Here is a 24576-nt window from a genome sequence, read left to right on the forward strand (position 1 = left end):
CCTTTCTCACTTATCCTATTCAAACAGAGTAAGTAAGAGTGGACATATGCCTAGTCCTCTTCTGTTTCGACAGCCATTAATTCCACAAATGTTGCGAGCGTCCTAGCCATGACGCCCGTTCCACCTTTTGGACCTAATGCATGTGCCGCCGCAGCATCCGAAGTTCCTGCAATATCTAAATGAATCCACGGCGTATCTTCCGCAAATTCACCGACGAATCCACCGCCAAAAATCATATGTCCATCGCGGCCAGGTGAGTTATTCAAATCTGCAATATCGCTTTTTCGTATTCTTTTCTTGTCACTTTCCGTTAAAGGCAGGCGCCAAACGAATTCACCTGTTTCAATGGAAGCATGCATAAATTGTTCAAAAAATGCTTCGTCGTTCGTTAAAGCACCTGTCTTATCGTTACCAAGTGCAACGATGACGCCGCCAGTTAATGTCGCTACGTCAATTAAATAATTTGCGCCCGATTGTTTCGCATACGTTACCGCATCAGCCAACACGAGTCGACCTTCGGCATCTGTATTTAACACCTCAATCGTTTTACCACTTAATGATGTGACGACATCATCCGGTTTAAAAGCATCACCAGAAATCATATTATCCGTGGAAGCGATAACAGCGATCACATTTTGCGCAGGCCTGAGTTCTCCAATAATCGTCATAGCACCAAGCACTGCCGCCGCACCACCCATATCCCCCTTCATGCCTACCATACTTTCACGCGGCTTTAAGGAGTAACCGCCTGTGTCGTATGTAATCCCTTTCCCAACGAGTCCAACGACATTTCCCCACTGTTCTGTCGCTGCATATTTTAGAACGATCAATTGCGGTTCTTCTTTTGATCCTTGGTTGACCGCTAAAATGGCACCCATTCCGAGTTCTTCCATTTCTCTCTTACCTAATACTTCGATGTCAAAATCGTATTGCTCTGCAAGATTTCGTGCGTAGTCCGCCATTTTCGCAGCTGTTAATAAATTCGGCGGCATATTCACTAGATTTCTTGCCTCACAAACGGCATGCCCATATACTTTTCCGACTTCAAAGGCTGCTTTTAAAGCATCCGGATCGTATGCGGATAAGAACGTGATCGTTTCGATTGAGACATCACGTGCATTTGAGTTTGTTTTATACCCTTCGAATGCGTAAGCACCGAGCTGAATGCCTTCTGCTGCGACGTAGGCGACATCTTCACAAGTCAATGCATCGCTTGTGAACGGTACTGTCCAAACTGCGACCGAGGAAGCCTTGGCATCTGCAAGTGCCTTTCCTACTGCGGCAAAAGCTTGTCTCAAGCGTTCTTCCGTTAATTCTTTACGTGCACCAAGCCCGACGAAAATGACCCGTTCATATCCTGTTTGCTCAAACGTAGGCATTTTTACAATTTCTTTAAAATCTGTTTTCACGTCACCTGTTTTTAGCCATTCCGGTAATCTTGTTGAAAATGAGTTAACGAAGGCTTCCCATCCTTCACTATTTTCCGGATGTTCGGGTACACCGATGACGAGTACATCAGCTGTTACTTTTGAAAAGTCTGGTTCTACAATAATTGTTTGCACAATGCTTCCTCCCTTGTTCTCTACGCTTCATAGTATATCCCATTACCTTCCATTAGCAGCATCATTCATTCGTCATTTAATTATCGCTTGTTTTTTGATCCCGTCATTGTGGTATACTGTTCGTACACTTTTTGAAATTTGTAAAGGAGTGGAAGACGATGGCAGTATTTCAAAATGTCCCGCTCCTTGCGGCATTATTCGGCATTTTGTTTGCTCAATTTGTGAAAATCCCCATTCATTATTTACTAAGCGGCAAGCTCGATTGGAAACTGATGACGTCTACCGGCGGCATGCCCAGCTCACACTCGGCTGCAGTCACTTCTCTGACGACTGCCATTGCGTACGAAACAGGATTAGATTCGCCACTTTTCGCGGTGTCGGCAATTTTTGCTGTCATCGTTATGTTTGACGCAACAGGTATTCGTTACCAAGCGGGACAACAAGCGCTCATCATCAATCAAATGCGACTCGATTTTCAAACTTTTGTGCAAGAAGCGAAAGGCTGGCAGCATAAAGATGGCCAGCAAAAGATCAAAGAATTAAAAACGTTACTCGGTCATAAGCCGAGTGAAGTATTTGCCGGTGCCCTTACAGGAATCATCATTTCAGTTGTCATTTACACATTTCTGATCTAAGACAAAAAAAGGTAAGTTCAAGTGTCCACTTCCACTTGAACTTACCTTTTTTAAGACATCTGTTAAAACATTTGATAACCTTGTTTCCTCAGTAATTTAATAACAAAGCCTGAAATAATTGCGCCCACAAGACCGCTTGCTAATATAATAACATCGACCACTTGGAGTGCAAGTATCTTCTCCCCAAGCAACTGAAATGAAACTTTAGGCTTTGTAATATATTCATATACCTTTACTTCATCGATAATGAGGATGACTACTATCGGATAAATAATGGCCATCAACCACGTCATACGAAGCAGCATATTTAAGAGGAATCCTATACCGAAAAACATGACGATAAAAATCAGTATAGATAAAACAACGTGCGTTAATGAAATGGTCAATGCATTTCCCTCCGTTTTCCATCCATAATTTTACACGAAGGGTCTAACTCTTTCAATAAATTAAATAAGTTGTTAGAATGTCGTCACTTCTTGAAAAATCCTGGCTTACTCTAGTACAATTTCCTAAAAAAACACTTGCCGTCATCACAGACAGGCAAGTGCCATAAAATGCTTATTTAATGAGGTTAAATTTACCTTTTTTCAAAGTAAGTCCGACGCCGCCAATGAGGTAAAGCGCACGGTTGTCGACCATCTTCTTCATGAATGAAGCTTTTGTACCCGTCATTTTCTTACCGAACACAAGACCGATTGCGTCATCGTCTCCAAGTGAACAAACGCTACCTTTCAAGTCTGGAACGAATTCTTTCGTCGGCTCGCCTTTGATCAATGCATGCACGTTTTGTGCAATTGTCACACCTTGCTGCATCGCAATTTGTGCTGTCGGTGGGTATGGACGATTAATTTCTTCATTGATCAATAATGCACAGTCCCCAACGATGAAAACGTCTTCATGGCCTGGTGCACGAAGGTCTTTTTCAACTTTAACACGCGCACGCATGTTTTCGATACCAGATTCTTCGATTAGTTTGTTTCCGCGAACGCCCGCAGCCCAAATGACTGTGCCCGCTTTGATGAATTCGAATTCATCTTCGCCTTTTTTAATTTTAACGCCTTCTGGAGTTGCTTCGACAACCGGCGTACCGATTGAAAACTCGATGCCTTTTGCACTTAGTTGACGTACAGCATAGTCTACTAGCTCTGGATCAAATCCTGGTAGAACCATAGGCGCTGCCTCTACACATAGCACGCGTACTTTTTCCTGCGGAACATCAAATTCCTTACAAAGCTCTGGCACACGGTTACCAAGCTCACCAAGCAGCTCAATACCTGAGAATCCTGCGCCTCCAACAACAATCGTTAGACGGCTATCGTCTTTTTCTTCTTCAGTAGACCATGTTGCAAATTGATAATCGATATGCTCACGAATTTGACGTGCTGCTTTTACATTCGCCATTGCCAGTGCATATTTATCCAATCCAGGGATGCCGAATGTCTCCCCCTCAAAACCAAGACCGATGACGAGATAATCGTACGTATGCGTACCCGCAGTTGACGTTACAACTTTCCCTTTCACATCAATTCCTTGTACTTCAGCTTTAATAAATTTCACTTTCGACTCATCAATGACATTCTTAACATCATAGCGAACTTGCTCAGGTGACAACGTTCCTGCAGCCGCTTCATGAAGCCATGTGGATTCATAGTGATAATCGTTTTTGTTAATAAGAATAATTTCTACATCGTCCGTACCTACTAATTTTTGCAAGTTAACGACTGTTGTTAGACCTCCGTAACCCGCACCCAATACTAAAACTGTTGGCCTTTTCACGAACATCGAAACCACCTTTTATGTTTTATGAGCCGGGTTCAAACAGTCTAGCTACTATCTAGTCTACAAAACCCGGATTTTGTCATCATTTCGACAAACTTATACTTTAATAGTAGCCCTTTTGATACGTTATTTCAATAGCTTATGGTAAGTGGGAATATTCTGAATACTCCAGATGCTCGTTTGCATAAAAATACCTTCCTGCATCATGCGAGGAAGGTCGTTGTATTATTCACAATCCGAAGGTGCACCTTGTTTTGTAGCAGTTCTGAATGATGTCCCGCAACCGCAAGATGCGATCGCATTTGGGTTGGTGATCGTAAATCCGCCGCCCATGAGTGATTCCTTATAGTCGACAATCGTTCCTTCAAGGATCGGGGCATCTTCTTTTGAAACGAGAATTCGCAGCCCTTGCTGTTCAAGTAAAGTATCTTGCTCTTCTTGTTCCGATGTGAAGCCTAGACCATAGGTTAACCCGCTACATCCCCCGCCATTTACAGCTACACGGAGGAATGAACCTTCTTCACCGTTATGACTCATCATTTCTTTTACCTGATAAGCTGCCGCTTCCGTAATTTCAACAATTTGCGCCATGCGTGTTCCCCTCCCTTTCATCTACCGTCTATAAAAACGAAGAGCCAAGCACCTTTAAACACTGAATATAGTATCGAAATTAGAAAACGATGCTACATTTTGACAGTGTTTAGTGGTGCCAGGCACTTCTAAGACAGCCGCTTTATTAGAATACTTGCTCTACCTCTACAACGCCTGGAACTTCTTCGAGAAGTGCACGTTCGATTCCTGCTTTAAGCGTAATCGTTGAGCTTGGGCATGTACCGCATGCGCCGAGCAAACGAAGCTTCACAATTCCATCTTCAATATCTACAAGCTCGCAATCGCCGCCGTCTCTCAATAAAAATGGGCGTAATTTATCTAATACATTTTGAACTGGTTCCATCATTGCCGTATCTGTCATTGTATTTTAACTCCCCTTTCCTTATACTTATTATAAACTGGATAGCAGAAAAAATCCAACTTTGATTTGAAAGGGGTCTTTTTGTTGAGTCTAAACAAAGTAACAATTGAAGTGTACGGGGCAGATATTATTTGTGCGAGCTGTGTCAATGCTCCTTCGTCGAAAGATACGTATGAATGGCTACAAGCCGCAATTGATCGTAAATATCCTGATCAGCCTTATGCAATTGAATATATTGATATCGAATCGGATATTTCTGATGAGCGGCAACATTCGATTGCCGAGCAAGTGCGTAACGATGAATTTTTCTATCCATTGGTCATGATTGAGAATGAAATGATCGGTGAAGGCTACATTCAATTAAAACCTGTTTTTGCAGAATTAGAAAAACACGGGTATACGCCACAAGCTTAAACGTGAAACTTTCCTGATAATAAAATCTGTTAACTGAGAATAAAAACCCCCATGTTCGGGGGTTTTTAATTCTAAATTATTTGTAAACGCTGCCAAATCGATATTAACCGTTATGCCATTTGTACATCCACAGCACACCAGATTTTAACAGTCTAGCAATTCTGCCCGTAACTGTTCGATCTGCCAAGTAGGCAAACCCTTGCTTTTTACCGAGTGAACCGAGGAAACCTTTTAATTTAATTTCCGGCATTTTTTCAGGTAATGGCTGATCGCTCCATACTAAGCGTAAAATTTTAACGATTTGTTCTGCCTGTTCCTCTGCAACTTGTGCACTTGGCGCATAAGGCAATGCTGCACAGTCACCTACAACGTAGACGTCCTTATATTGCGGAACTTGGTGATGCTGGTTCAAAATGACTCGTCCAGAACGGTCTTTCTCAACTTCCATATTTCGCACCAATTGAACGGGACGGATCCCTGCTGTCCAAACGACTGCATCCACTTGAATTGTTTCTTCGTGGTTATGTAACAGATCCTTTTCAACGCGTGTAATATTTGAGTTAGCTACAACTTCAACATTGTTTTCGTCAAACCACTTTTTCACATAATTACTCAAGCGCTCCGGAAAATCACGCAAAATTCGCGGACTGCGATCAAATAGTTTGATAGTTAGATCAGGTCTGCTTTCACGCAATTCACTGGCAAGTTCTATTCCACTCAAACCTGCACCTATAATTCCTACTGTCGCACCTCCACCTAAGCCAAGAAGCTTTTTATACGTTTCACGTGATTTACCGATTGTTTGAATGCTATATGTATATTCCTCAGCACCTGGCACGTTATGATAGTTATCTTGACAGCCTAGTCCAATGACAAGCTCATCGTATGGAATTTGCATACCATCCGCAAGATATACGCATCTCTCATCCGGCCTAATCTCTATGATTTCTCCTCCGACGACCTTCAATTGACTATGATCAGGAAGTGGTACCCTGACTTCTGTATCTGAGACAGTACCCGCAGCAAGTGCATAAAATTCAGTTTTCAAGCTGTGAAATGGCGTCCTATCAACAAGTGTAATTTCAATGTCAGCTGGTAATTCCTTCGTTAATAGCCGAAGTAAAATACGCATGTTTCCGTATCCGGCACCCAATAATACAAGTTTTCGCATTTTTTTCTCCTTCACGGTTCATTAATTCGACACATTTTTCCTTTTCTCTAGTATAACAGAAGTCTGATATGCCCCACAATACGTGTAGGACTAGTTCTACATATGCAATGTGAGACAATTGACGTTTTCCTAAAAAAAGAGTAGCATTCCAATTAGTGAGGTGATGGATCGTGAATCCGATTGTTGAATTTTGCATAAGTAACCTTGCAAACGGTTCACATAAAACCTTCGAAAAATTGGAGAATGATCCGAATCTAGATGTTCTTGAGTATGGCTGTTTGAGTTACTGTACGAAATGTGCAGAAACACTATACGCCATCGTAAATGGAGAAATCGTTGAAGCCGATACTCCAGAAGAACTTACGGAACGTATCTATCAATTCATAGAAGAGAATCCGCTCTTTTGAGCATTTTTAGAGACTCTCCCACAAGCTGCCAAAGCTTTGCGGGGGAGTCTCTTTTTATCATTCCATTATTTCTCCTCTGGTAAAAATGCTGAAACGGGCCCTAGTTCATTTTCCAGATAATAACGCACTTTACTTGGAAATACTGCTAATTCTTCCATAGAGGCGCGAAGTACGGCCTCAACTTCTTGTCCTTCCACTTCTGTGAATTCCCGAACGATCATTTTTCGAAGGGCGAGCACATTTTTCAATGGTACTGACATTTCGGCAGTAATGACACGCTCATCCTCCATAATATCAATGATGTCGTCATAACTTCCCGGATCCCGCATAATAAATCCGTCGATCATAGAATTGCCAACGTCAATAACGGATTCGATCACAACATGCGCAATGCGCTCAAGTGCCAATGTGCTAATGAAATCTTCATGCCAGTTTTGTTTCGTTTCAAATTGTTGTAATAACTTTTCCATGTAGTCCAAAGTCCTATACATTTTAGTTCGATCGATAAAATACAAAAGAATCCCTCCTACAAGTCCACTTCATTTATCTTACCATTTCCGCAGAAAAAGACCCGTCTGTAGGGGTGTCTACGTAAGGGTCTGTTCTGGTCTTTGCTATTTTTCTGCAGCAGGTTGTTTGACTTTACTGATTTTTCTCAACACGAAATGCGCACAGCCGAAATTACAATACTCAAATAGGTAGTCCTGCAATGTACTTATTTTGGTTTCATACGTCGCTTTTGGGTTTTTGTCATCAAAAAAACCTTTCAGTCGTAATTGACCATAACCCCAATCGCCAAGGATATAGTCGTATTTCAGCAACACATCACTATAACGTGCTAATACCGCTTCTTCGTTGAAGCCATTTCGATAGTCTTTAATCACTTCAAACTGCCAATTGTCAAGGATGATCAATGGTCTTTCACCGCCATTTAACTAAATATCGAAGAGAAATTCGAACGCCTTCTTATAAAGTCGTTCCTTCTAGCTGTTCCTCTCCTCGACGTTGTCTTTCTTTTGCAGCAGCACTTACTTGTTCATCAGCATGGTAACTTGAACGAACGAGTGGTCCCGCTTCACAGTGAGAAAAGCCTTTGGACATCGCAATTTTTCTAAGCTCTCCAAATTCTTGCGGAGAATAGTATTTTTGCACTTTCAAATGCTTTCTCGAAGGTTGTAAATATTGGCCAATTGTCATAATGTCCACTTTATGTGCACGAAGATCGTCCATCGTTTCAAGAATTTCTTCATGCGTTTCCCCAAGTCCTAACATTAAGGAAGACTTTGTCGGGATATCCGGCTGTAATTCCTTTGCACGCAGCAAAAGTTCCAACGAACGGTCATATGTAGCTCTTGCACGTACCCTTGGCGTTAAGCGGCGAACCGTTTCAATATTATGGTTTAAAATGTCCGGCTTTGCGTCCATGAGACGTTTTAAGTTATCGTAGTCGCCCCCCATATCAGACGGAAGCACTTCAACCGTTGTAAATGGACTTTTTCTTCGAATGGCACGAATCGTTTCAGCGAAAATGGCCGAACCGCCGTCTTTTTGGTCATCGCGTGCGACAGCTGTAACAACGGCATGCTTCAAGTTCATGAGCGCTACCGAGTCCGCAACACGCTCTGGTTCAGCCAAGTCCAGCTCAGTCGGTAATCCTGTTTTAACCGCACAAAAACGGCATGCGCGCGTACAAACAGCCCCTAAAATCATGAAAGTCGCAGTACGGCGTTCTCCCCAACATTCGTGAATATTCGGGCAGCGTGCTTCTTCACACACAGTATGTAGATTATTCTCCCGCATCATTTTCTTTAGACCGGTATAGTTATCGTTCGTATTAAGTTTAATTTTAAGCCAATCGGGCTTACGGATATGTTCTGTCTTGTTTGCGTTTTCTGGTCTGCATGACATGATAAATCCGCTCCTTTCTTATTAACTTTTTCTATTTATCACTGTTGTCAATGTACCATATCTTCTGACATCTAACAACACCGCCGGCTTTATCGTCATACGATAAAATAGATGATTGTATTAACATCATGAAAAAAAGCGCCTTTGAAAGACGCTTTTTTTCAATGCCCCCCAAGATAGGCTTTTTTAATTTCTTCACTTTTTTGTAATTCTTCAACAGTCCCCGAAAGAATCACCTTTCCTGTTTCGATCACGTATGCCCGTTCAGCAACGGATAATGCCATATTTGCATTTTGTTCGACGAGTAAAATGGTTGTTCCTTCTTTATTAATATCTCGAACAACTTCGAAAATCGTTTTGACCATTAATGGCGCTAATCCCATTGAGGGCTCATCGAGTAACAGAAGTTTGGGCTTTGCCATAATTGCCCTGCCCATAGCTAACATTTGTTGCTCTCCACCGGACAATGTTCCAGCTGACTGCTTGCGTCGCTCATATAGGCGCGGAAAAATATCATACACTTTTTGATGGTCACTTTTAATCCCATCTTTATCTTTTCTTAAAAAAGCACCTAACTCAATATTCTCTTCTACTGACATTTCCGCAAAGACGCGTCTGCCTTCTGGAACATGTGAAACGCCAGCTTTCACAATCGATTGTGCCGGCTTTCCTGCAATGGGAGCATTCAAATAAGTGATGGATCCATCCTTTGGCTTTAACAACCCGGATAATGTTTTCAATAATGTACTTTTCCCTGCCCCATTCGCGCCGATTAACGTAACAATTTCCCCTTCATTAACTTCCAAGGAAACGCCTTTCAATGCATGGATGCTGCCGTAATAAACATTTAAATTTTCAACTTTAAGCATGCTCATCGTGAACTTCCTCCCCTAAATACGCCTCTATTACTTTGGGATTATTACGAATTTCTTCTGGTAACCCTTCGGCAAGGAGTACACCATGATCCAATACATATATGCGCTCACAAATCCCCATGACTAAGTTCATGTCATGCTCAATAAGTAAAATTGTTAAATCAAATTTCTCACGGACAAACGCAATCAATTCCATAAGCTCTTTCGTTTCCTGCGGATTCATCCCTGCTGCCGGTTCATCCAGTAATAATAACTTGGGACCTGCGGCTAATGCTCGGGCAATTTCCAACCTTCGCTGCTTCCCGTATGCTAAATTTTTCGCCTCTTCGTCTTTGTATTGATCCAACTGGAAAATCTTCAGGAATTCAATTGCTTTCTTTTCCATTTCTTTTTCTTCTGAAAAGTGGGATGGAAGACGCAGTATAGAGCTGAGTGCGGAATTTTTCGCCAAGGAATGATAAGCAACTTTAACATTATCCAAAACAGACAACTCATTGAACAAACGGATATTTTGAAATGTACGGCTAATGCCCCTGCGTGTTACTTGAAAAGGAGGGAGTCCATTTATACGGTCCCCTTTGAATCGTATCTCACCTTCCGTAGGCGTATAGACACCTGTCAACAAGTTGAAACTTGTTGTTTTACCCGCGCCATTTGGTCCAATTAAGCCGATAAGTTCTCCTTGATGTATTTCCATATTAAAATTCGAAACGGCTTTTAGTCCGCCGAACTGTATGCCGACATCTTTCACTTGAAGTAACGGTTCATTGGCCATGCTGCTTACCCCCTCTAGAACCTCTCCACAACTTGAAGTAATCCGTTATTTCCATTGTTCCCATTAATCCTTTTGGACGGTAAAGCATCACAATAATGAGGACTAAACTATAAATAATCATTCGTGTTTCGGGATAGCTTTGAAGAAAAGTAGAGACGATTGTCAAAAGGATCGTTGCGACAATGGCTCCTGACAAACTTCCCAGTCCCCCTAATACAACGTAAATTAAAATATCGATAGATTTTAAAAATCCAAAGTTAACGGGCTGAATGATATAAAAGTTATGTGCATACAGCGCACCTGCAATACCTGCAAAGAACGATCCGATGGCGAATGCCAGTACTTTATAATAAGTCGTATTAATACCCATTGCATCCGCAGCGATCTCATTTTCACGAACAGCAATACATGCACGTCCATGTCTTGAATTTGTAAAGTTAACGATCACAAGGATTGTTATAAATAGACACACATACGCATAAGTCCAGGTTGTCATGTGGGTCACTTGCATTCCTGCCGCCCCACCTACATATTCAATATTCAAAAAGACAATTCGAATAATTTCTGCGAATCCCAGGGTGGCGATGGCCAAATAATCTCCTCTGAGTCGCAAACTTGGAATTCCTACAATGAGCCCTGCAATCGTAGCGACAATTCCTGCTGCCAAAATAGCCATCGGAAATGATAAGTTCAACTTCATTGTTACGATTGCCGATATATATGCCCCGACCGCCAAAAAACCAGCATGGCCAAGAGAAAATTGCCCCGTAACCCCAATCACCAAATGCAGACTGACCGCCAGCATAATATTAATGGCCATAAAAATCAGTGTATTGGAGTGAAAGTTATTTAATATACCTACATTTATAAGTACCTCAACAACTACATAGACAGCAATCGCCGCACTTATAAATGACCAAAACTGTTTTGATCTTTTCATCCCTTATTCACCTACACTTTCTCTCGTGTATTTTTGCCAAAGATGCCGGATGGTTTGAATATGAGGATTAAGATTAAAATGATAAACGCCGCAGCATCTCGCCATAAAGAAAAGCCAAGCGCACTGACAAACGTCTCCACCACGCCGAGTACGAGTCCCCCAACCATGGCTCCCGGAATAATTCCAATCCCTCCCAGAACTGCAGCAACAAATGCTTTCAGACCAGGAATTACCCCCATTAACGGATCAATCTTTGTATAATAAATACCGAAAATTACACCTGCAGCACCAGCAAGGGAAGATCCAATTGCAAATGTTGCCGAAATCGTGTTATCTACATTGATGCCCATTAGTTTAGCAGCCTCACTATCATATGAAACCGCGCGCATCGCTTTACCAATTTTCGTTTTATGTACAATGAATTGTAAAATAATCATTAGCGCAACAGAGACGGAAAGAATTAATAAGGCCTGACTGCTAATTTGTGCACCAAAAAGATTGAAAGTTTTATTTGCCAACACTTCTGGGTAGGCTTCAGGCTGTGCCCCACGCATATAGATAACACCATTTTGAATAAGGAGTGAGACCCCAATCGCAGTAATCAGCGCTGCAATTCTAGTTGCTGCCCGCAATCTTTTATAAGCAATTCGCTCAATAACGACACCAATAATTGCACAGACCGTCATTGATAAAATCAATGCAGGAAAAAACCCAAAGCCCCATCCTGTGATGGAGTAGAAGCCAATGAATGCTCCAATCATAAAGACTTCACCGTGTGCAAAGTTAATAAGCTTAATGATTCCATAAACCATTGTATAACCCAGTGCAATAAGCGCATAAATGCTTCCGAGTGAAATCCCGTTTATCAGTTGTTGTAACCATTCCATGATTTTTTCACTCCGTTTCAAACATTTGATTGAGTATTAACTTCGACATTCTTTGCGGCAAGCAGTGTACGATAAATTTCTCCACAACCTACTAGATTGATATCCGAGAGAAAAAAATAGGGGGAGACATTCCTCCTCCCCCCATTCCTGCCGTTCAGATTAAGGATTAACTTTTGTTTCGAACACTTGCCCACCATTTTCATATTTCAAAATTGTTGCAGATTTAATTGGATGGTGATTTTCATCAACAGAATACAAACCCGTGACGAGTTCCAGATCTTTTGTCGATGCTAAAGCTTCCTGGATTTTTGTTGAATCTGTGCTGCCTGCACGTTTAATCGCATCTACTAAAAGATAAACAGTGTCATAACCTAGGGCGTTAAATGCATCTGGTGATTTCCCATTGTATTTTTCTTCAAATTTCTTGTTGAATTCTTGAATTTTCCCCTCTGGATCTTCAGATGAATAGTGATTCGTCGTAAATGTATTGTTCAAAGCATCTGCTCCTGCTAACTCAAGCAAAGTTGGTGAATCCCATCCGTCTGCTCCCATAAGCGGAACATCAATGCCCATTTCTCTTGCCTGTTTAACGATCAAACCAACCTCTTCATAGTAGCCAGGGATGAAAATGAATTCCGGGTTTGCTGCTTTAATACGTGTTAAAGTAGAGCGGAAATCGGAGTCTTTTGCTACATAGGACTCATCCGCGACAATTTTCCCTCCAGCAGCTTCGAAATCTTTCTTGAAAGAAGCCGCAAGCCCTTTTGAATAATCACTTGCATTATCAGAGTAAATGGCTACATTTTTTACTTTCAGATCATTTGCCGCGAAATTTGCAGCAACTGTTCCTTGGAAAGGATCAATAAATGATGTACGGAATACATATTCGTTGACTGAACCGTCTTCGTTTACTGTAACAGTCGGGCTTGTACCAGATGGACTAATCAAAGGTGTCTTATTACTATTCGCAATTTGCGCTTGTGCAACCGTAGCGCCGCTCGTTGCCGCACCAATGATTGCAACAACTTGATCCTGTGTCGTCAATTTAATCGCCGCATTTGTAGCTTCTGCAGCGTCTGACTTATTATCTACTTTTACAAGTTCGATTTTCTTACCATCGATACCGCCCGCCTCGTTAATCTCCTCAACCGCAAGATCAATTCCAGCAGCTTCTGATGTTCCATAGGATGCGACAGCTCCCGATAATTCTAGGTTCACACCAATTTTAATGGTGTCAGCTCCCTTGGAACCTCCCGTACTTTCGTCTCCCGTGCCCGTTTTATCCGCCCCACATGCTGCCAAGACGCCTAGCGCAAGGGTTGTGGCTGCGAATAGACCTGCAATTTTTTTAAACTTCATATGAAATCCCCCTTTTTTTTGCTGCTTCAATTCCGAACTGATCGTCCATCTATTTGACCAGATCCAGAAGCATCACTTTTTTCCTAGTTTCACGATCCATTGTATAACAAACTACTAATTCAGTCTACTCGGAAAAGTCTGTCTTCCGTTAACAGAAAGTAACACTACTAGATCAATGTGATGAAACGACGGAAAGGTTTGATGCGATCCTACTATTGCTATATGTTTGTTTCTCTTATCATCATTTCCTCCTATCTATCATTAAGCATTCGGAATAGAAAGACTATTTTCATAATCTTAATGACCAGTATATACAGGTAATCAATTATTGTCAAAATATTATTTATTCACCAAAAGTATTAGAGTATAATAAAAGAAGCGATGAATATTCATCGCTTCTTGATCATAGTTGGGTAGCAGACTTTCCTGTTGTGGATTTCTTAATACTCAATGCCCATATGGAAAATAATGTGATAAGTATAACGAAAACAGCTGCAAGACCTAACCAAACTGAACCGGTAATACCTAGAACGATATACCCTGAAGTGGCAATCCCTGCGCTTATTAATGCATAGGGCAATTGAGTTGTAACATGATCAATCAGGTTACAGCCGGCTCCTGTAGCAGAAAGAATCGTTGTATCGGATATAGGCGAGCAGTGATCACCAAAAACGGCACCTGCAAGAACCGCTGCCAGTGCGGGTAATAACATTTCTGGTGCAGCTTTGATCATAATGGTCCCTGCAATCGGTAGCAATATTCCAAAAGATCCCCATGAAGTACCTGTTGAAAATGCCATAACACCAGCAAGAATAAACATGATCACCGGGAGAAAGGAAATTGGTAAATTGGCTTTCATTACGAGATCAGACAGATATAAACCTGTTTCTAATTTTTCGATATGGTACGCTAACGCCCAAGCGAAGATCAGGATGAGTACAGGAGACATCATGACTTTCACCCCACTCACAATCGCACGTCCCATAAGAGAAAAACTTGCTGTATTATTGTTTTTCATCTGAAGCATATACAATAGCCCAGCGAGTACCGTCGCCGCAATTCCGCCAACGACTAATGAGAAAGATACATCTGTATTTTCGAAGATCGTCCAAATACTCATTGATCCCCCTACCACATAACCTGTCCAGAACATCATCAAAAATGTCACAAAAATCAGCATTATAATGGGGGCAACAAGATCACGTACCTTACCATATGTGTGCGTTGGGAAATCCTCTTTTAATTGACCCGGAATAGACTTGTCCGGATCATAGACGTGACCTGTTTCAGTTGCACGCTGTTCATGCTTTTTCATTTCGAAAAGATCGAAATTCGTCCAGGCAAGGAAAAACACCATTGAAAGTGTTGCAATTACATAGAAATTCATCGGCGCCATCATGATAAATGCGGATAGCGGGGAATAATTAATGGCTGCTGCTCCACCAAATATCAGTGCCAATTGTCCGATTAAAAAAGCACCCCAACTCGAAATCGGGGAAACTACACAAATAGGTGCAGAAGTTGAATCGATAAAATAAGCTAATTTCGCACGAGAAATTTTATGCCGATCGGTAATCGGCCGGGAAATTTGACCGACCGCAAGTGCATTAAAATAATCATCGACAAAAATGGCCATTCCCAAAGATACAGTTAGTAATTTTGCGCCCCGTTTCGTCTTAATCCGCTGCACCGCCCAGTCAGCAAATGCCCTGCTTCCTCCAGACAAGCTAACAAATGCAGTGATGATTCCTAAAAGAAGAATGAAGATAATAATATAGACATTTCCAGCATTCAGTGCACCATCATCCCAAAATGTTGTTTTTACTGAATACCATAAATTTTTTAGTGTCGAAGCAGGTTCGAATGCTGCTGCAATCAAAGCGCCTGAAACAACGCCCGCGCCAAGTGATAGAAGCACCCGTCTTGTTGCAAATACCATCACAATCGCAATTAGTGGCGGTAAAATGGATACCCAAGTTCCAATCATGTTTCCTTTTCCTCCAATTTCTTCGGGACTAGAAGGCTTTGCGTATAAAAAAACGGTACCTTGCTCACATAATTGTGTTCAGGGTACCGGTATACTCTACATTTCGTTTGTTTGATAAATTTCAACTCATCTAAACGGACGACTTGTAGCTCATCAAACGTCATTACAAACGTGTGACAGTGTTATCCCTATTCGGAATAACCCCAACCTAATAGACTTTGACTTTTCTATTAAGTTTCGGCACTACTTCCTTTTACATACAGTCAACGATGTCAATCTCACGTATGCTACTCTTAAGCAATGCAGCCTCTACCCAATCGGTATTTTAATACCGTACTATCCTATCAGCTTTTCAAAAGATTTTCAAGTCTTTCACTCAAGTTTTTCCGGTGGAATCGGCACTTCCACTTGAGGATTGAGATTACCAGACCCACCGCTAATGACTGGAATATCACCTTTGATGACCGTAATGGCAACGGGGATTTTTTGCTCTAACGTACTTGTTTTTGTCGCGAGCGGCACAATAATTTGGACATTGACGCTTAGTAAAACACTGATTTCTACATACGCATTATTAATGCCGAAATCCCGTATTTCTGTTTCTGGCACTGCATGGACGTCACCAATGACATGGAACCGGATTGGCACTTTGGGTCCTAAATTTCCAAGCAATGGAATTTGCAAAGCTTGCGATAATGGCACAAAAAAGACAATGCCTCCGTGATTCTCCATTTCTTTTTGATCATATTTAATATTGTCTTGAAGCGGCAATAAGTCCAAATTGCCCGCCTCTGCTTGTTCAAGATGTGACTCTACGAGTGCATGCGTTTCCGCCACGACTTGATTGACAATATCGCTATCAATTTTCACCATGCCATCTTGACCTGACACGCTTGTAATGATTCGACTATTATCGATCGTTCCTTCGGGTCTTGAATTGATCGCTTTGTTAATAACGTGAGCAGCAATTTTCCTCGTTTGTACTTCGGCATATTGCACGTAGACAGGTTTAAGTTTTTCATTGACTACATATAAAGAAAGTGGAATGGTGATTAAAAATGCCGGAATAAGCAGCGGCAGCCATATATTTTTTTTTCTTTTTGCTCTTCGCCTGCGGGTGCTTTGCCCATGAAATTTCAAAACGACGCCTCCCGCTACTAAAGTATGCATGGGACACGTCGTTCATTCTTTCGTTAAGGTTCAGTTGTTTGATCTTTCTCATGGAAATAGTTAGCGCCAAACCATCCTAAAACATCACGAATTAACTCGGGCATACAATAATCTTTTTTGGCATGCTGCAACGTCGGAAAGAAATAGCCAAATGTAAACATATCAAGCGTGGCAAGTGTGTACGTTTCCCCTGCCACCACTTGCCGGTTCCCCGCGAATAACTGACCAGTTCGATTGACAAATAATCTTTCGTGAATCATAGCACCCATCAAAGCACCGCGGAACCCGAGTCCTTTTATTTCAGTTTGCGGCCAGTCTGGATTTAAAGATGTTTCGTAAACATGAATGAGTTCCGCACCATCTAATGTAATGATACACGGATTAATCGGATGAGGCAGCAAGGCATGTAAATGCTGTTTTGTGATCCATCCCGAATCCAAACTTCCAAGGAAAATACCTGCATTAAACATGGCACAATCCGCATTTGTGTAGGCAATCAATGCCCGACCAAAAAAAGAGGCAAGCGGACTTTGATCGAATAAGTTTTGTGGAAGCGGTGTTGGATTATAGAAAACTTCACGGCCCATGGCATCTTTTCCAACTTCAAGGAGCTTATTCAAAATAAGCCGATCTTCCTCGGTTGTTTTCAGTTGTTCTGTACGAACAACGGATGCTTCCATTTTCGCACGTGCACGCCTTGAAATGTCCACATCGACCGTGACGCAGCCGACGTACTCCCCAAATTTCCCTGTTGCCGCTAATAATGTATCATTCACCCATTCACCATGTTGAAATAAATGATGCGTATGCGCGCCAAAAATAACGTCTATTTCTGCACATTCTTCCGCTAACAAACGATCATCCTTTATCCCCATATGAGACAGACAAACGATTAAATCAGTCTCTTTTTTTAACCGCTTCGCAAGTTCCTTCAGCTGTTCACGCGGCGGCGACACTTCCCATCCAAGTTTCGAGTAAAATGCTTGGTATTCTGCGGTTGCACCGATCACGCCAATTTTTGTACCGCGCTCTGTCTCGTAAATCGCAGAGGGCAACATCCAATCGGGGCGGCTGCCATCTTGCTCAACGACATTCCCCACAATGACGTCAAATAATGATTCAGAATAGAGGTCGCATAATTTTGTTTTCGCCATCGTAATGCCTTCATTATTGCCGATTGTTACCGCATCATAGCCCGCCTCATTGAGCAGTGAAACATTGCCTTTTCCGTTCGTTCCTTCTGTAAATGGATGGGATCGATCGACGTGATCCCCAATGTCAAAAATGTAACATGCTTCTTTTTGCGATCCATGCAGACGTCTTTGATCCTGCAGAAAGCGGCTAATTTGCGGCCAGTTTTCAAAATGGCTGTGAATATCGTTTGTATGATAAAAATGAATCGTCTCCAATGTCGTTTCCATATCTCACCCCAACAAGCTGCTAATAATTGACCGTACTCCTAATAGAAGCAGTGTAATTCGTAAAGCAGTCACTAACGTTTCTGATTTCATTTTTTGATTGAGCGAGGCCCCAATTCTTGCACCAAAATAGGCTGCCGGTACGACCGCAATTGTGTAAAGCCAAGGTACATTTCCAAGTGATATATGTGTAATCGAGTTGACAATTGCTGATAAAAAAACCATAAACATGGACGTACCCACTGCCACATGCGGTGGAAATAAAAATAATAAAATCATGGCGGGAACGATAATCGAGCCGCCGCCGATCCCAAACAGTCCCGATATAAAGCCAATCCCGAACGTTAAGAGCAGTGCGAACCAAATCGGATATCCGAACACATGCGTCTCGCCCCGATTATCTGTAAACGTCCGCTGTCTGCCATGATCTACAAACCATCGAACGGGCTTTAAATATTTTCGTACAAGGAGCAAAGTGGAAATCGCGATTAATAGAATGCCAAAGTATAAATTGAAAGATGACAAGTTAAGTCCTTTGTTTACGTACGCCCCTAATAGAGTACCCGGTACACTGCCTGCAAAAAAGATCAAACTGCTTTGATAGTCAATCGTCTTCGTCTTCATGTAATACAAAGTAGAAGAAAGACCAATAAAGATCATCATCACGACTGAAAGACCGACAACACTTTGCGGCGTGATGCCCTCAATCAGCCCTAAGTTAACGCCAATATACAGCGTTGCAGGAACGAGGATGACTCCTCCCCCAAGGCCGACAAGCGCCCCGACAATTCCTGAAAAAAGGCCGATAAAAGCCAAAATAACAAATTCCATGTTCCCTACCAGTCCCCTTCAAAAAAGTCGAGTTGCTTCGGTGTTAGACTTTCAAATTGGATATCGAGCATTTTTTGCAGCCGCTTCGCATTTGGGGCTGCATGTCCACCTGAATTATTGTTGAATATGATAAATACCTCTTCTGATTGTTGCTGAAGATTATGAATCACAGCTTCGATTTCCTGTAATTCTTTAGCACTGTAATCGTATAAGTATCGTACTTTCCGCCATTCTTTGTCGTTACGGCTTGTCTTTTGCCAACCAAATTGATTGCGGCCATGAAGACGAAGCAATGCTTTATCATTCCTTGTCGCAATCGGAACGAGTGGAACACTTCCATTACCAGCTTGCGGTTCATCGCAAACTGTATGGATCACTTGGAGGCCCCGAAGAAATGCTAACGTTTGCTCTCTATATTGCGCTGAATACCAAGATTGATGCCTAAATTCCACCGCAATATCGAAGTCTTGCAGTTCCTCACGCATCTTTCGAATTTCATCGACAGATTTACGTGTACAAGTAAACCAAGGCGGAAATTGTACGAGCACCATCGTAAGTTTCCCTGCTTCTTGCATCGGTTTAATAGATAATCGGAAAGCTTCAAACATTTCTCCTGCATCGGCATATGGGATTTCTCCTCGCTGATGTCCGGTAATTCCCTGATATGCCTTTACAATGAAACGGAAACTGTCAGGTGTTTCCCTAATCCATTTCCGAATATTTCGTTCCGGCTGAATCGCATAAAAGGACGAGTCCAGCTCAACGATCGGAAAATGCGCACTATAGTCTATTAACTTTTCCTTCGACGAAGAGGAGGGCGCATACACTTCCGGATGATCTCCCCAACCTGTCAATCCTATTTGAATCATCCTGTCGCCTCCCTTTAATACAATAACCTCATATTACCATATCCAAAGTCATTTTCGAGACAATTTTGACTTTGGACCTGCGATCAATTGGATTAGTATATGATCGTTTGTTGGTGGTCCATGAACGTTGATCAGAACTTCGTACGCTTTCATTAAAATTTCTTTTTACTTTTTCACCATATGAAAAAACCGACGCCTATGCGCCGGTTTTTTGTGTCATTATTTATCCAATAGAACCTTCCATTTCGAACTTAATGAGACGGTTCATTTCTACTGCATATTCCATCGGCAGTTCTTTTGTGAACGGCTCGATGAAGCCCATAACGATCATTTCTGTTGCTTCTAGCTCAGGGATTCCGCGGCTCATGAGGTAGAACAGCTGCTCCTCTGATACTTTTGAAACTTTCGCTTCGTGCTCAAGAGAAATGTTGTCGTTTAGAATTTCGTTGTATGGAATTGTGTCAGACGTAGACAGCTTATCCATGATAAGCGTGTCACACTCGATGTTCGCACGTGCACCGTCCGCTCTGCGGCCAAAGTGTACAACCCCGCGGTAGGTTACTTTACCGCCGTGCTGTGAAATCGATTTGGAAACGATTGTTGACGACGTATTTGGTGCCAAGTGAATCATTTTCGATCCAGCGTCTTGGTGCTGACCTTTTCCTGCAAGTGCAATCGATAGGGTCATACCGCGTGCGCCTTCACCTTTTAGAATGATTGCCGGATATTTCATCGTCAATTTAGAACCGATGTTGCCGTCAACCCATTCCATCGTTCCGTTCGCTTCACATATTGCGCGCTTCGTTACAAGGTTGTAAACGTTGTTCGCCCAGTTTTGGATTGTCGTGTAGCGGCAGTATGCATCTTTTTTAATGATAATTTCAACGACCGCACTGTGAAGTGAGTTCGTTGTGTAAACTGGTGCTGTACATCCTTCAACGTAGTGAACGCTTGCGCCTTCATCTACAATGATTAACGTACGCTCGAACTGTCCCATATTTTCCGAGTTAATACGGAAATACGCTTGTAGCGGCGTGTCTACTTTGATGCCTGGCGGTACGTAAATAAATGATCCACCCGACCAAACTGCAGAGTTTAACGCTGAGAATTTGTTGTCTGTGTTCGGAACGACAGTACCCCAGTATTTCTTGAACAGTTCTTCGTTTTCTTTCAACGCAGAATCTGTATCTTTAAAGACGATCCCCAAATCTTCAAGATCTTCTTTCATGTTGTGGTAAACAACTTCTGATTCGTATTGTGCAGAAACACCTGCAAGGTATTTTTGTTCTGCTTCCGGAATACCAAGCTTATCAAACGTACGTTTAATCTCTTCCGGAACTTCATCCCAAGAACGTTCTGTTGCTTCGGATGGTTTTACATAGTAAGTGATCTCGTCAAAGTTTAACGAATTCAAGTCTCCGCCCCACTGTGGCATTGGCTTGCTGTAGAAGATCTCCAGGGATTTTAGACGGTAGTCTAGCATCCATTGAGGTTCTTCTTTCATTTTAGAAATTTCTTCAACGATTTCACGTGTTAAACCACGCTCCGAACGGAACACAGAAACGTCTTTATCCGCAAAACCGTATTTATAATCACCGATTTCAGGCATTTTTTTAGCCATTACGATTCCTCCGTTCTATTATTGTTCGTCGTCTTGTCCGACGCCTTTTTCTATCGCTTTCCACGCAAGTGTGGCACATTTAATGCGCGCTGGGAATTTCGCAACACCCGAAAGTGCCTCGATATCTCCCAGATCCAGCGAATCATCTACATCTTTACCAAGCATCATATCGGAGAAAACTTGTGCAATTTTCACCGCTTCACTTGTATTTTTTCCTTTGATCATTTGTGTCATCATGGAAGCCGAAGCCATCGAAATCGAGCAGCCTTCTCCTTCAAACTTCGCGTCTTGGACAATATCGTCTTCGACTTTCAGCGTTAAATGAATCACATCCCCGCAAGTTGGGTTGTTCATATCAACGGTGACATTATTTTCATCTAATACGCCTTTATTTCTTGGGTTTTTATAATGATCCATAATGACCGAACGATAAAGCTGATCGAGGTTTTTAATAGACATCGCTAAAATACTCCTTTGCCACACGCAGCCCTTCAACGAGGCGATCGACGTCATCGACCGTATTATATATATAGAAACTCGCACGTGCTGTCGCGGAGACGTCAAGCCACTTCATGAGCGGTTGCGCACAATGGTGACCTGCCCGTACGGCAATTCCATTCATATCTAATACTGTCGCTACATCGTGCGGATGGACTTCTTCTAAATTGAATGTAATGATTCCCGCGCGTTTGCCTGGGTCAGCCGGGCCGTAAATGGTTAGGCCTTCGATCGTCGACATGCGTTCCATTGCATAGTTCGCAATTTCATGTTCATGTTGTTCGATCGCATCCATACCAATTTCTTCAAGATAATCGATGGCTGCTCCAAGCCCAATTGCGCCTGCAATGATCGGTGTACCTGCTTCAAACTTCCATGGTAACTCTTTCCACGTAGATTCATATAATCCGACAAAATCAATCATTTCGCCGCCTGTTTCTACCGGCTCCATTTGGTTGAGCAAATCTCTTTTCCCATAAAGGACACCAATGCCCGTTGGACCGCACATTTTATGACCAGAAAATGCGAGGAAATCACAATCTAACTTTTGCACATCCACTTTCATATGCGGTGCAGCTTGCGCACCGTCAACGACCATGACCGCACCATTTGCATGCGCAATTTCCGTGATTTCCTTAATTGGGTTCATCGTACCCAGAACGTTTGAAACGTACATGACTGAAACGACTTTTGTACGTTCCGTGACTGCTTCCCGAACTTTGTCGAGCGATAATGTTCCGTCTTCTTCCAAGTCGATGTATTTTAACACCGCGCCTTTTTCCTTCGCAAGCTGCTGCCAAGGAATGATATTGGCATGGTGCTCCATATATGTGATGACGATTTCATCACCTTCACCGACATTTGCCCGACCGTAGCTCTGAGCTACGGTATTGAGTGCAGTTGTTGCGCCGCGCGTGAAGATGATTTCTTCCGTCGACTTCGCGTTAATGAAGTTACGAACTTTTTCACGCGCGCCTTCATACCCTTCCGTTGCACGGTTTCCAAGTGTATGAACGCCGCGGTGAACGTTCGAATTATCAAACTTGTAATAATTGCTGATTGCTTCTATCACTTGCAGGGGCTTCTGTGAAGATGCCCCACTATCTAAATAAACGAGCGGATGGCCGTTTATTTCTTGGTTAAGTATTGGGAAATGCTGACGGATCTCTTTACTGAGCATTAGCGCACTTTCCTTTCGATAACCTCCGTCAATTGTTTCTTAACGCCTTCGATTGGAAGTTTGCTAACAACAGGCGCAAGGAAACCATGAATGACGAGACGTTGTGCTTCTTTTTCTGAAATGCCTCGACTCATCAAATAAAACAGCTGAAGCGGATCGACATTTCCAACAGATGCAGCGTGCCCTGCTGTTACATCGTCTTCATCGATGAGAAGAATTGGGTTCGCGTCTCCACGAGCTTTCTCACTTAGCATAAGGATACGCGATTCTTGAACTGCGTTTGAACGTGTCGCACCTTTTTCAATCTTTCCGATTCCGTTAAAGATCGCAGAACTTTCATCTTTCATCACGCCATGTTTCAAGATAAATGCATCTGTATCAAGTCCCCAATGCACAATTTCGGACGTGAAATTTTGACGCTGTTTACCGCGACCTACTACAACTGTTTTCAAGTCACACGATGAGTTGTCACCGACAAGATGTGTAATGTTCTCAGAAATCGTGTCACAGTCGTTCATTAAGCCAAGTGCCCACTCAATGCGGCTGTCGCGCCCCGTTACACCACGGCGGTTTACATAAGTTGTGAAGCCATCCGCAAGAACGTCTACCGCACCGTAAACGACTTTCGCGTTATCGCCTGCGATAACTTCTGTAACGATGTTTGCAAGGCCTTTTGATTCTTCAACAGTTGATAAATAGTTTTCAACATACGTGACGGAACTGCTTGTCTCCGCAACAACGAGCACATGGTTAAACAATGATGCTTGTGCGTCGTCATGTAAGAATAGTACTTGAAGCGGTTCTTCAACGACAACATTTTTCGGTACGTATACGAATACGCCGCCGTTCATCAATGCCGCATGAAGTGCTGTCAGCTTATGCTCATTCACTTTGACGCCATCTGTCATATAATACTTTTTCACAAGATCGCCATGTTCACGGGATGCTGTGAAAATGTCTGTCATAATTACACCTTGCGCTTTCAATTCTTCTGATAATGACAGGAAAGCTGGTGTATTATTGTGCTGAACATAGATATTTTTTTGTTGCGTTACATCGACAAGCTCACGCGCTTCTTCCGGAAGCTCTTCAAGTGATGCGAAAACAGCTGTCTCAACTGTATGTGATGGAAATTCAGTGAAGTTCCATTTATCAATTTTCGTTTTATCTGGTGTTGGCATTGGGAGCTGTTCCACTCTCGCTAATGCATCTGCACGGAAATCCGCCATCCAATCGGCTTCATTCATCTTAGCGGAATAAGAGCGGACATCCTGTTCGGTCAATGCCACTTTTGTTTCAACTGTCATTTGACATTGT

26 protein-coding genes and 1 riboswitch are annotated in these 24576 nt (G+C 42.4%); of the genes, 3 read left to right on the forward strand and 23 right to left on the reverse strand.

Translation table 11 applies throughout. The features are described from left to right. Positions 1 to 50 precede the first annotated feature (50 nt). Positions 51 to 1562 (reverse strand): leucyl aminopeptidase, encoded by a 1512-nt coding sequence (locus AU377_RS13415; protein ID WP_082732058.1) that lies wholly within the window; start codon positions 1560 to 1562, stop codon positions 51 to 53. A 158-nt stretch (positions 1563 to 1720) separates the two neighbouring features. Here AU377_RS13415 and AU377_RS13420 point away from each other — a divergent pair, with 158 nt between their 5' ends. Next, positions 1721 to 2197 carry a divergent PAP2 family protein gene (locus AU377_RS13420; protein ID WP_067408290.1) on the forward strand — a complete coding sequence of 159 codons (477 nt, stop codon included), beginning with the start codon at positions 1721 to 1723 and terminating at the stop codon, positions 2195 to 2197. Between the two features lie 62 nt (positions 2198 to 2259). On the opposite strand, the gene AU377_RS13425 is transcribed toward AU377_RS13420, so the two are convergent. From AU377_RS13425 to AU377_RS13440, 4 genes are all read right to left on the reverse strand, one after another. Beyond that, positions 2260 to 2583, reverse strand: coding sequence for a YuiB family protein (locus tag AU377_RS13425; RefSeq protein WP_067408291.1), 324 nt, complete (start codon positions 2581 to 2583; stop codon positions 2260 to 2262). A gap of 172 nt (positions 2584 to 2755) precedes the next feature. Then, entirely contained in the window at positions 2756 to 3973 is a 1218-nt protein-coding gene (locus AU377_RS13430; RefSeq protein ID WP_067408395.1) for an NAD(P)/FAD-dependent oxidoreductase, read from the reverse strand. Positions 3974 to 4201: 228 nt separating this feature from the next. Beyond that, positions 4202 to 4567 (reverse strand): iron-sulfur cluster assembly accessory protein, encoded by a 366-nt coding sequence (locus AU377_RS13435; RefSeq protein WP_067408292.1) that lies wholly within the window; start codon positions 4565 to 4567, stop codon positions 4202 to 4204. 145 nt (positions 4568 to 4712) lie between these two features. Beyond that, positions 4713 to 4949: a NifU family protein gene (locus AU377_RS13440; protein WP_067408293.1), complete on the reverse strand. Its 237-nt coding sequence runs from the start codon at positions 4947 to 4949 to the stop codon at positions 4713 to 4715. 84 nt (positions 4950 to 5033) lie between these two features. Between AU377_RS13440 and AU377_RS13445 the strand changes: the two genes are divergently transcribed. Beyond that, positions 5034 to 5363 carry a YuzD family protein gene (locus AU377_RS13445; RefSeq protein ID WP_067408294.1) on the forward strand — a complete coding sequence of 110 codons (330 nt, stop codon included), beginning with the start codon at positions 5034 to 5036 and terminating at the stop codon, positions 5361 to 5363. Between the two features lie 103 nt (positions 5364 to 5466). Here AU377_RS13445 and AU377_RS13450 read toward each other — a convergent pair whose 3' ends face one another. Then, positions 5467 to 6534: an NAD(P)/FAD-dependent oxidoreductase gene (locus AU377_RS13450; protein ID WP_067408295.1), complete on the reverse strand. Its 1068-nt coding sequence runs from the start codon at positions 6532 to 6534 to the stop codon at positions 5467 to 5469. A 170-nt stretch (positions 6535 to 6704) separates the two neighbouring features. On the opposite strand from AU377_RS13450, the gene AU377_RS13455 reads away from it, so the two are divergent. Beyond that, entirely contained in the window at positions 6705 to 6941 is a 237-nt protein-coding gene (locus AU377_RS13455; protein ID WP_067408296.1) for a YuzB family protein, read from the forward strand. Positions 6942 to 7006: 65 nt separating this feature from the next. Here AU377_RS13455 and AU377_RS13460 read toward each other — a convergent pair whose 3' ends face one another. From AU377_RS13460 to sufD, 17 genes are all read right to left on the reverse strand, one after another. Continuing rightward, positions 7007 to 7456, reverse strand: a complete 450-nt coding sequence (locus tag AU377_RS13460) for a DUF86 domain-containing protein (protein ID WP_067408297.1) — start codon at positions 7454 to 7456, stop codon at positions 7007 to 7009. A 99-nt stretch (positions 7457 to 7555) separates the two neighbouring features. Further along, a complete protein-coding gene (locus AU377_RS13465) occupies positions 7556 to 7855 on the reverse strand; it encodes a YutD-like domain-containing protein (RefSeq protein WP_067408298.1) in 300 nt (99 codons plus the stop codon). 52 nt (positions 7856 to 7907) lie between these two features. Further along, positions 7908 to 8849, reverse strand: coding sequence for a lipoyl synthase (gene lipA, locus AU377_RS13470; protein ID WP_067408299.1), 942 nt, complete (start codon positions 8847 to 8849; stop codon positions 7908 to 7910). A gap of 161 nt (positions 8850 to 9010) precedes the next feature. Then, on the reverse strand, positions 9011 to 9718 hold the full coding sequence (locus AU377_RS13475; protein WP_067408396.1) for an ABC transporter ATP-binding protein: 708 nt from the start codon (positions 9716 to 9718) through the stop codon (positions 9011 to 9013). Then, positions 9711 to 10499, reverse strand: coding sequence for an ABC transporter ATP-binding protein (locus AU377_RS13480; RefSeq protein ID WP_067408300.1), 789 nt, complete (start codon positions 10497 to 10499; stop codon positions 9711 to 9713). The genes AU377_RS13475 and AU377_RS13480 overlap by 8 nt, the downstream gene beginning before the upstream one ends. After that, positions 10489 to 11439, reverse strand: a complete 951-nt coding sequence (locus tag AU377_RS13485; RefSeq protein WP_067408301.1) for a branched-chain amino acid ABC transporter permease — start codon at positions 11437 to 11439, stop codon at positions 10489 to 10491. The genes AU377_RS13480 and AU377_RS13485 overlap by 11 nt, the downstream gene beginning before the upstream one ends. 11 nt (positions 11440 to 11450) lie before the next feature. Next, complete coding sequence (locus AU377_RS13490; RefSeq protein ID WP_067408302.1) at positions 11451 to 12326, reverse strand: branched-chain amino acid ABC transporter permease; 876 nt, start codon at positions 12324 to 12326, stop codon at positions 11451 to 11453. A gap of 159 nt (positions 12327 to 12485) precedes the next feature. Next, positions 12486 to 13685, reverse strand: a complete 1200-nt coding sequence (locus AU377_RS13495; protein WP_067408303.1) for an ABC transporter substrate-binding protein — start codon at positions 13683 to 13685, stop codon at positions 12486 to 12488. 403 nt (positions 13686 to 14088) lie between these two features. Next, entirely contained in the window at positions 14089 to 15672 is a 1584-nt protein-coding gene (locus tag AU377_RS13500; RefSeq protein WP_067408304.1) for a Na+/H+ antiporter NhaC family protein, read from the reverse strand. Between the two features lie 138 nt (positions 15673 to 15810). Next, positions 15811 to 15992: riboswitch (Lysine riboswitch) on the reverse strand. Positions 15993 to 16044: 52 nt separating this feature from the next. Further along, entirely contained in the window at positions 16045 to 16812 is a 768-nt protein-coding gene (yunB, locus tag AU377_RS13505) for a sporulation protein YunB (RefSeq protein ID WP_067408305.1), read from the reverse strand. Between the two features lie 53 nt (positions 16813 to 16865). Beyond that, positions 16866 to 18263, reverse strand: coding sequence for a bifunctional UDP-sugar hydrolase/5'-nucleotidase (locus tag AU377_RS13510; RefSeq protein ID WP_067408306.1), 1398 nt, complete (start codon positions 18261 to 18263; stop codon positions 16866 to 16868). Positions 18264 to 18266: 3 nt separating this feature from the next. Further along, a complete protein-coding gene (locus AU377_RS13515; protein WP_067408307.1) occupies positions 18267 to 19091 on the reverse strand; it encodes a sulfite exporter TauE/SafE family protein in 825 nt (274 codons plus the stop codon). Between the two features lie 5 nt (positions 19092 to 19096). Next, entirely contained in the window at positions 19097 to 19960 is an 864-nt protein-coding gene (locus AU377_RS13520; protein WP_067408308.1) for a DUF72 domain-containing protein, read from the reverse strand. A gap of 223 nt (positions 19961 to 20183) precedes the next feature. Then, entirely contained in the window at positions 20184 to 21581 is a 1398-nt protein-coding gene (gene sufB, locus AU377_RS13525; protein ID WP_067408309.1) for a Fe-S cluster assembly protein SufB, read from the reverse strand. A gap of 18 nt (positions 21582 to 21599) precedes the next feature. Beyond that, complete coding sequence (gene sufU / locus AU377_RS13530) at positions 21600 to 22040, reverse strand: Fe-S cluster assembly sulfur transfer protein SufU (protein ID WP_067408310.1); 441 nt, start codon at positions 22038 to 22040, stop codon at positions 21600 to 21602. Further along, complete coding sequence (locus tag AU377_RS13535) at positions 22030 to 23259, reverse strand: cysteine desulfurase (RefSeq protein WP_067408311.1); 1230 nt, start codon at positions 23257 to 23259, stop codon at positions 22030 to 22032. Before AU377_RS13535 ends, sufU begins: the two co-directional genes overlap by 11 nt. After that, entirely contained in the window at positions 23259 to 24566 is a 1308-nt protein-coding gene (sufD, locus tag AU377_RS13540; RefSeq protein WP_067408312.1) for a Fe-S cluster assembly protein SufD, read from the reverse strand. The genes AU377_RS13535 and sufD overlap by 1 nt, the downstream gene beginning before the upstream one ends. Positions 24567 to 24576 lie beyond the last annotated feature (10 nt).

The sequence above is a fragment of the Sporosarcina sp. HYO08 genome (assembly GCF_001563475.1).
Lineage (GTDB): Bacteria > Bacillota > Bacilli > Bacillales_A > Planococcaceae > Sporosarcina.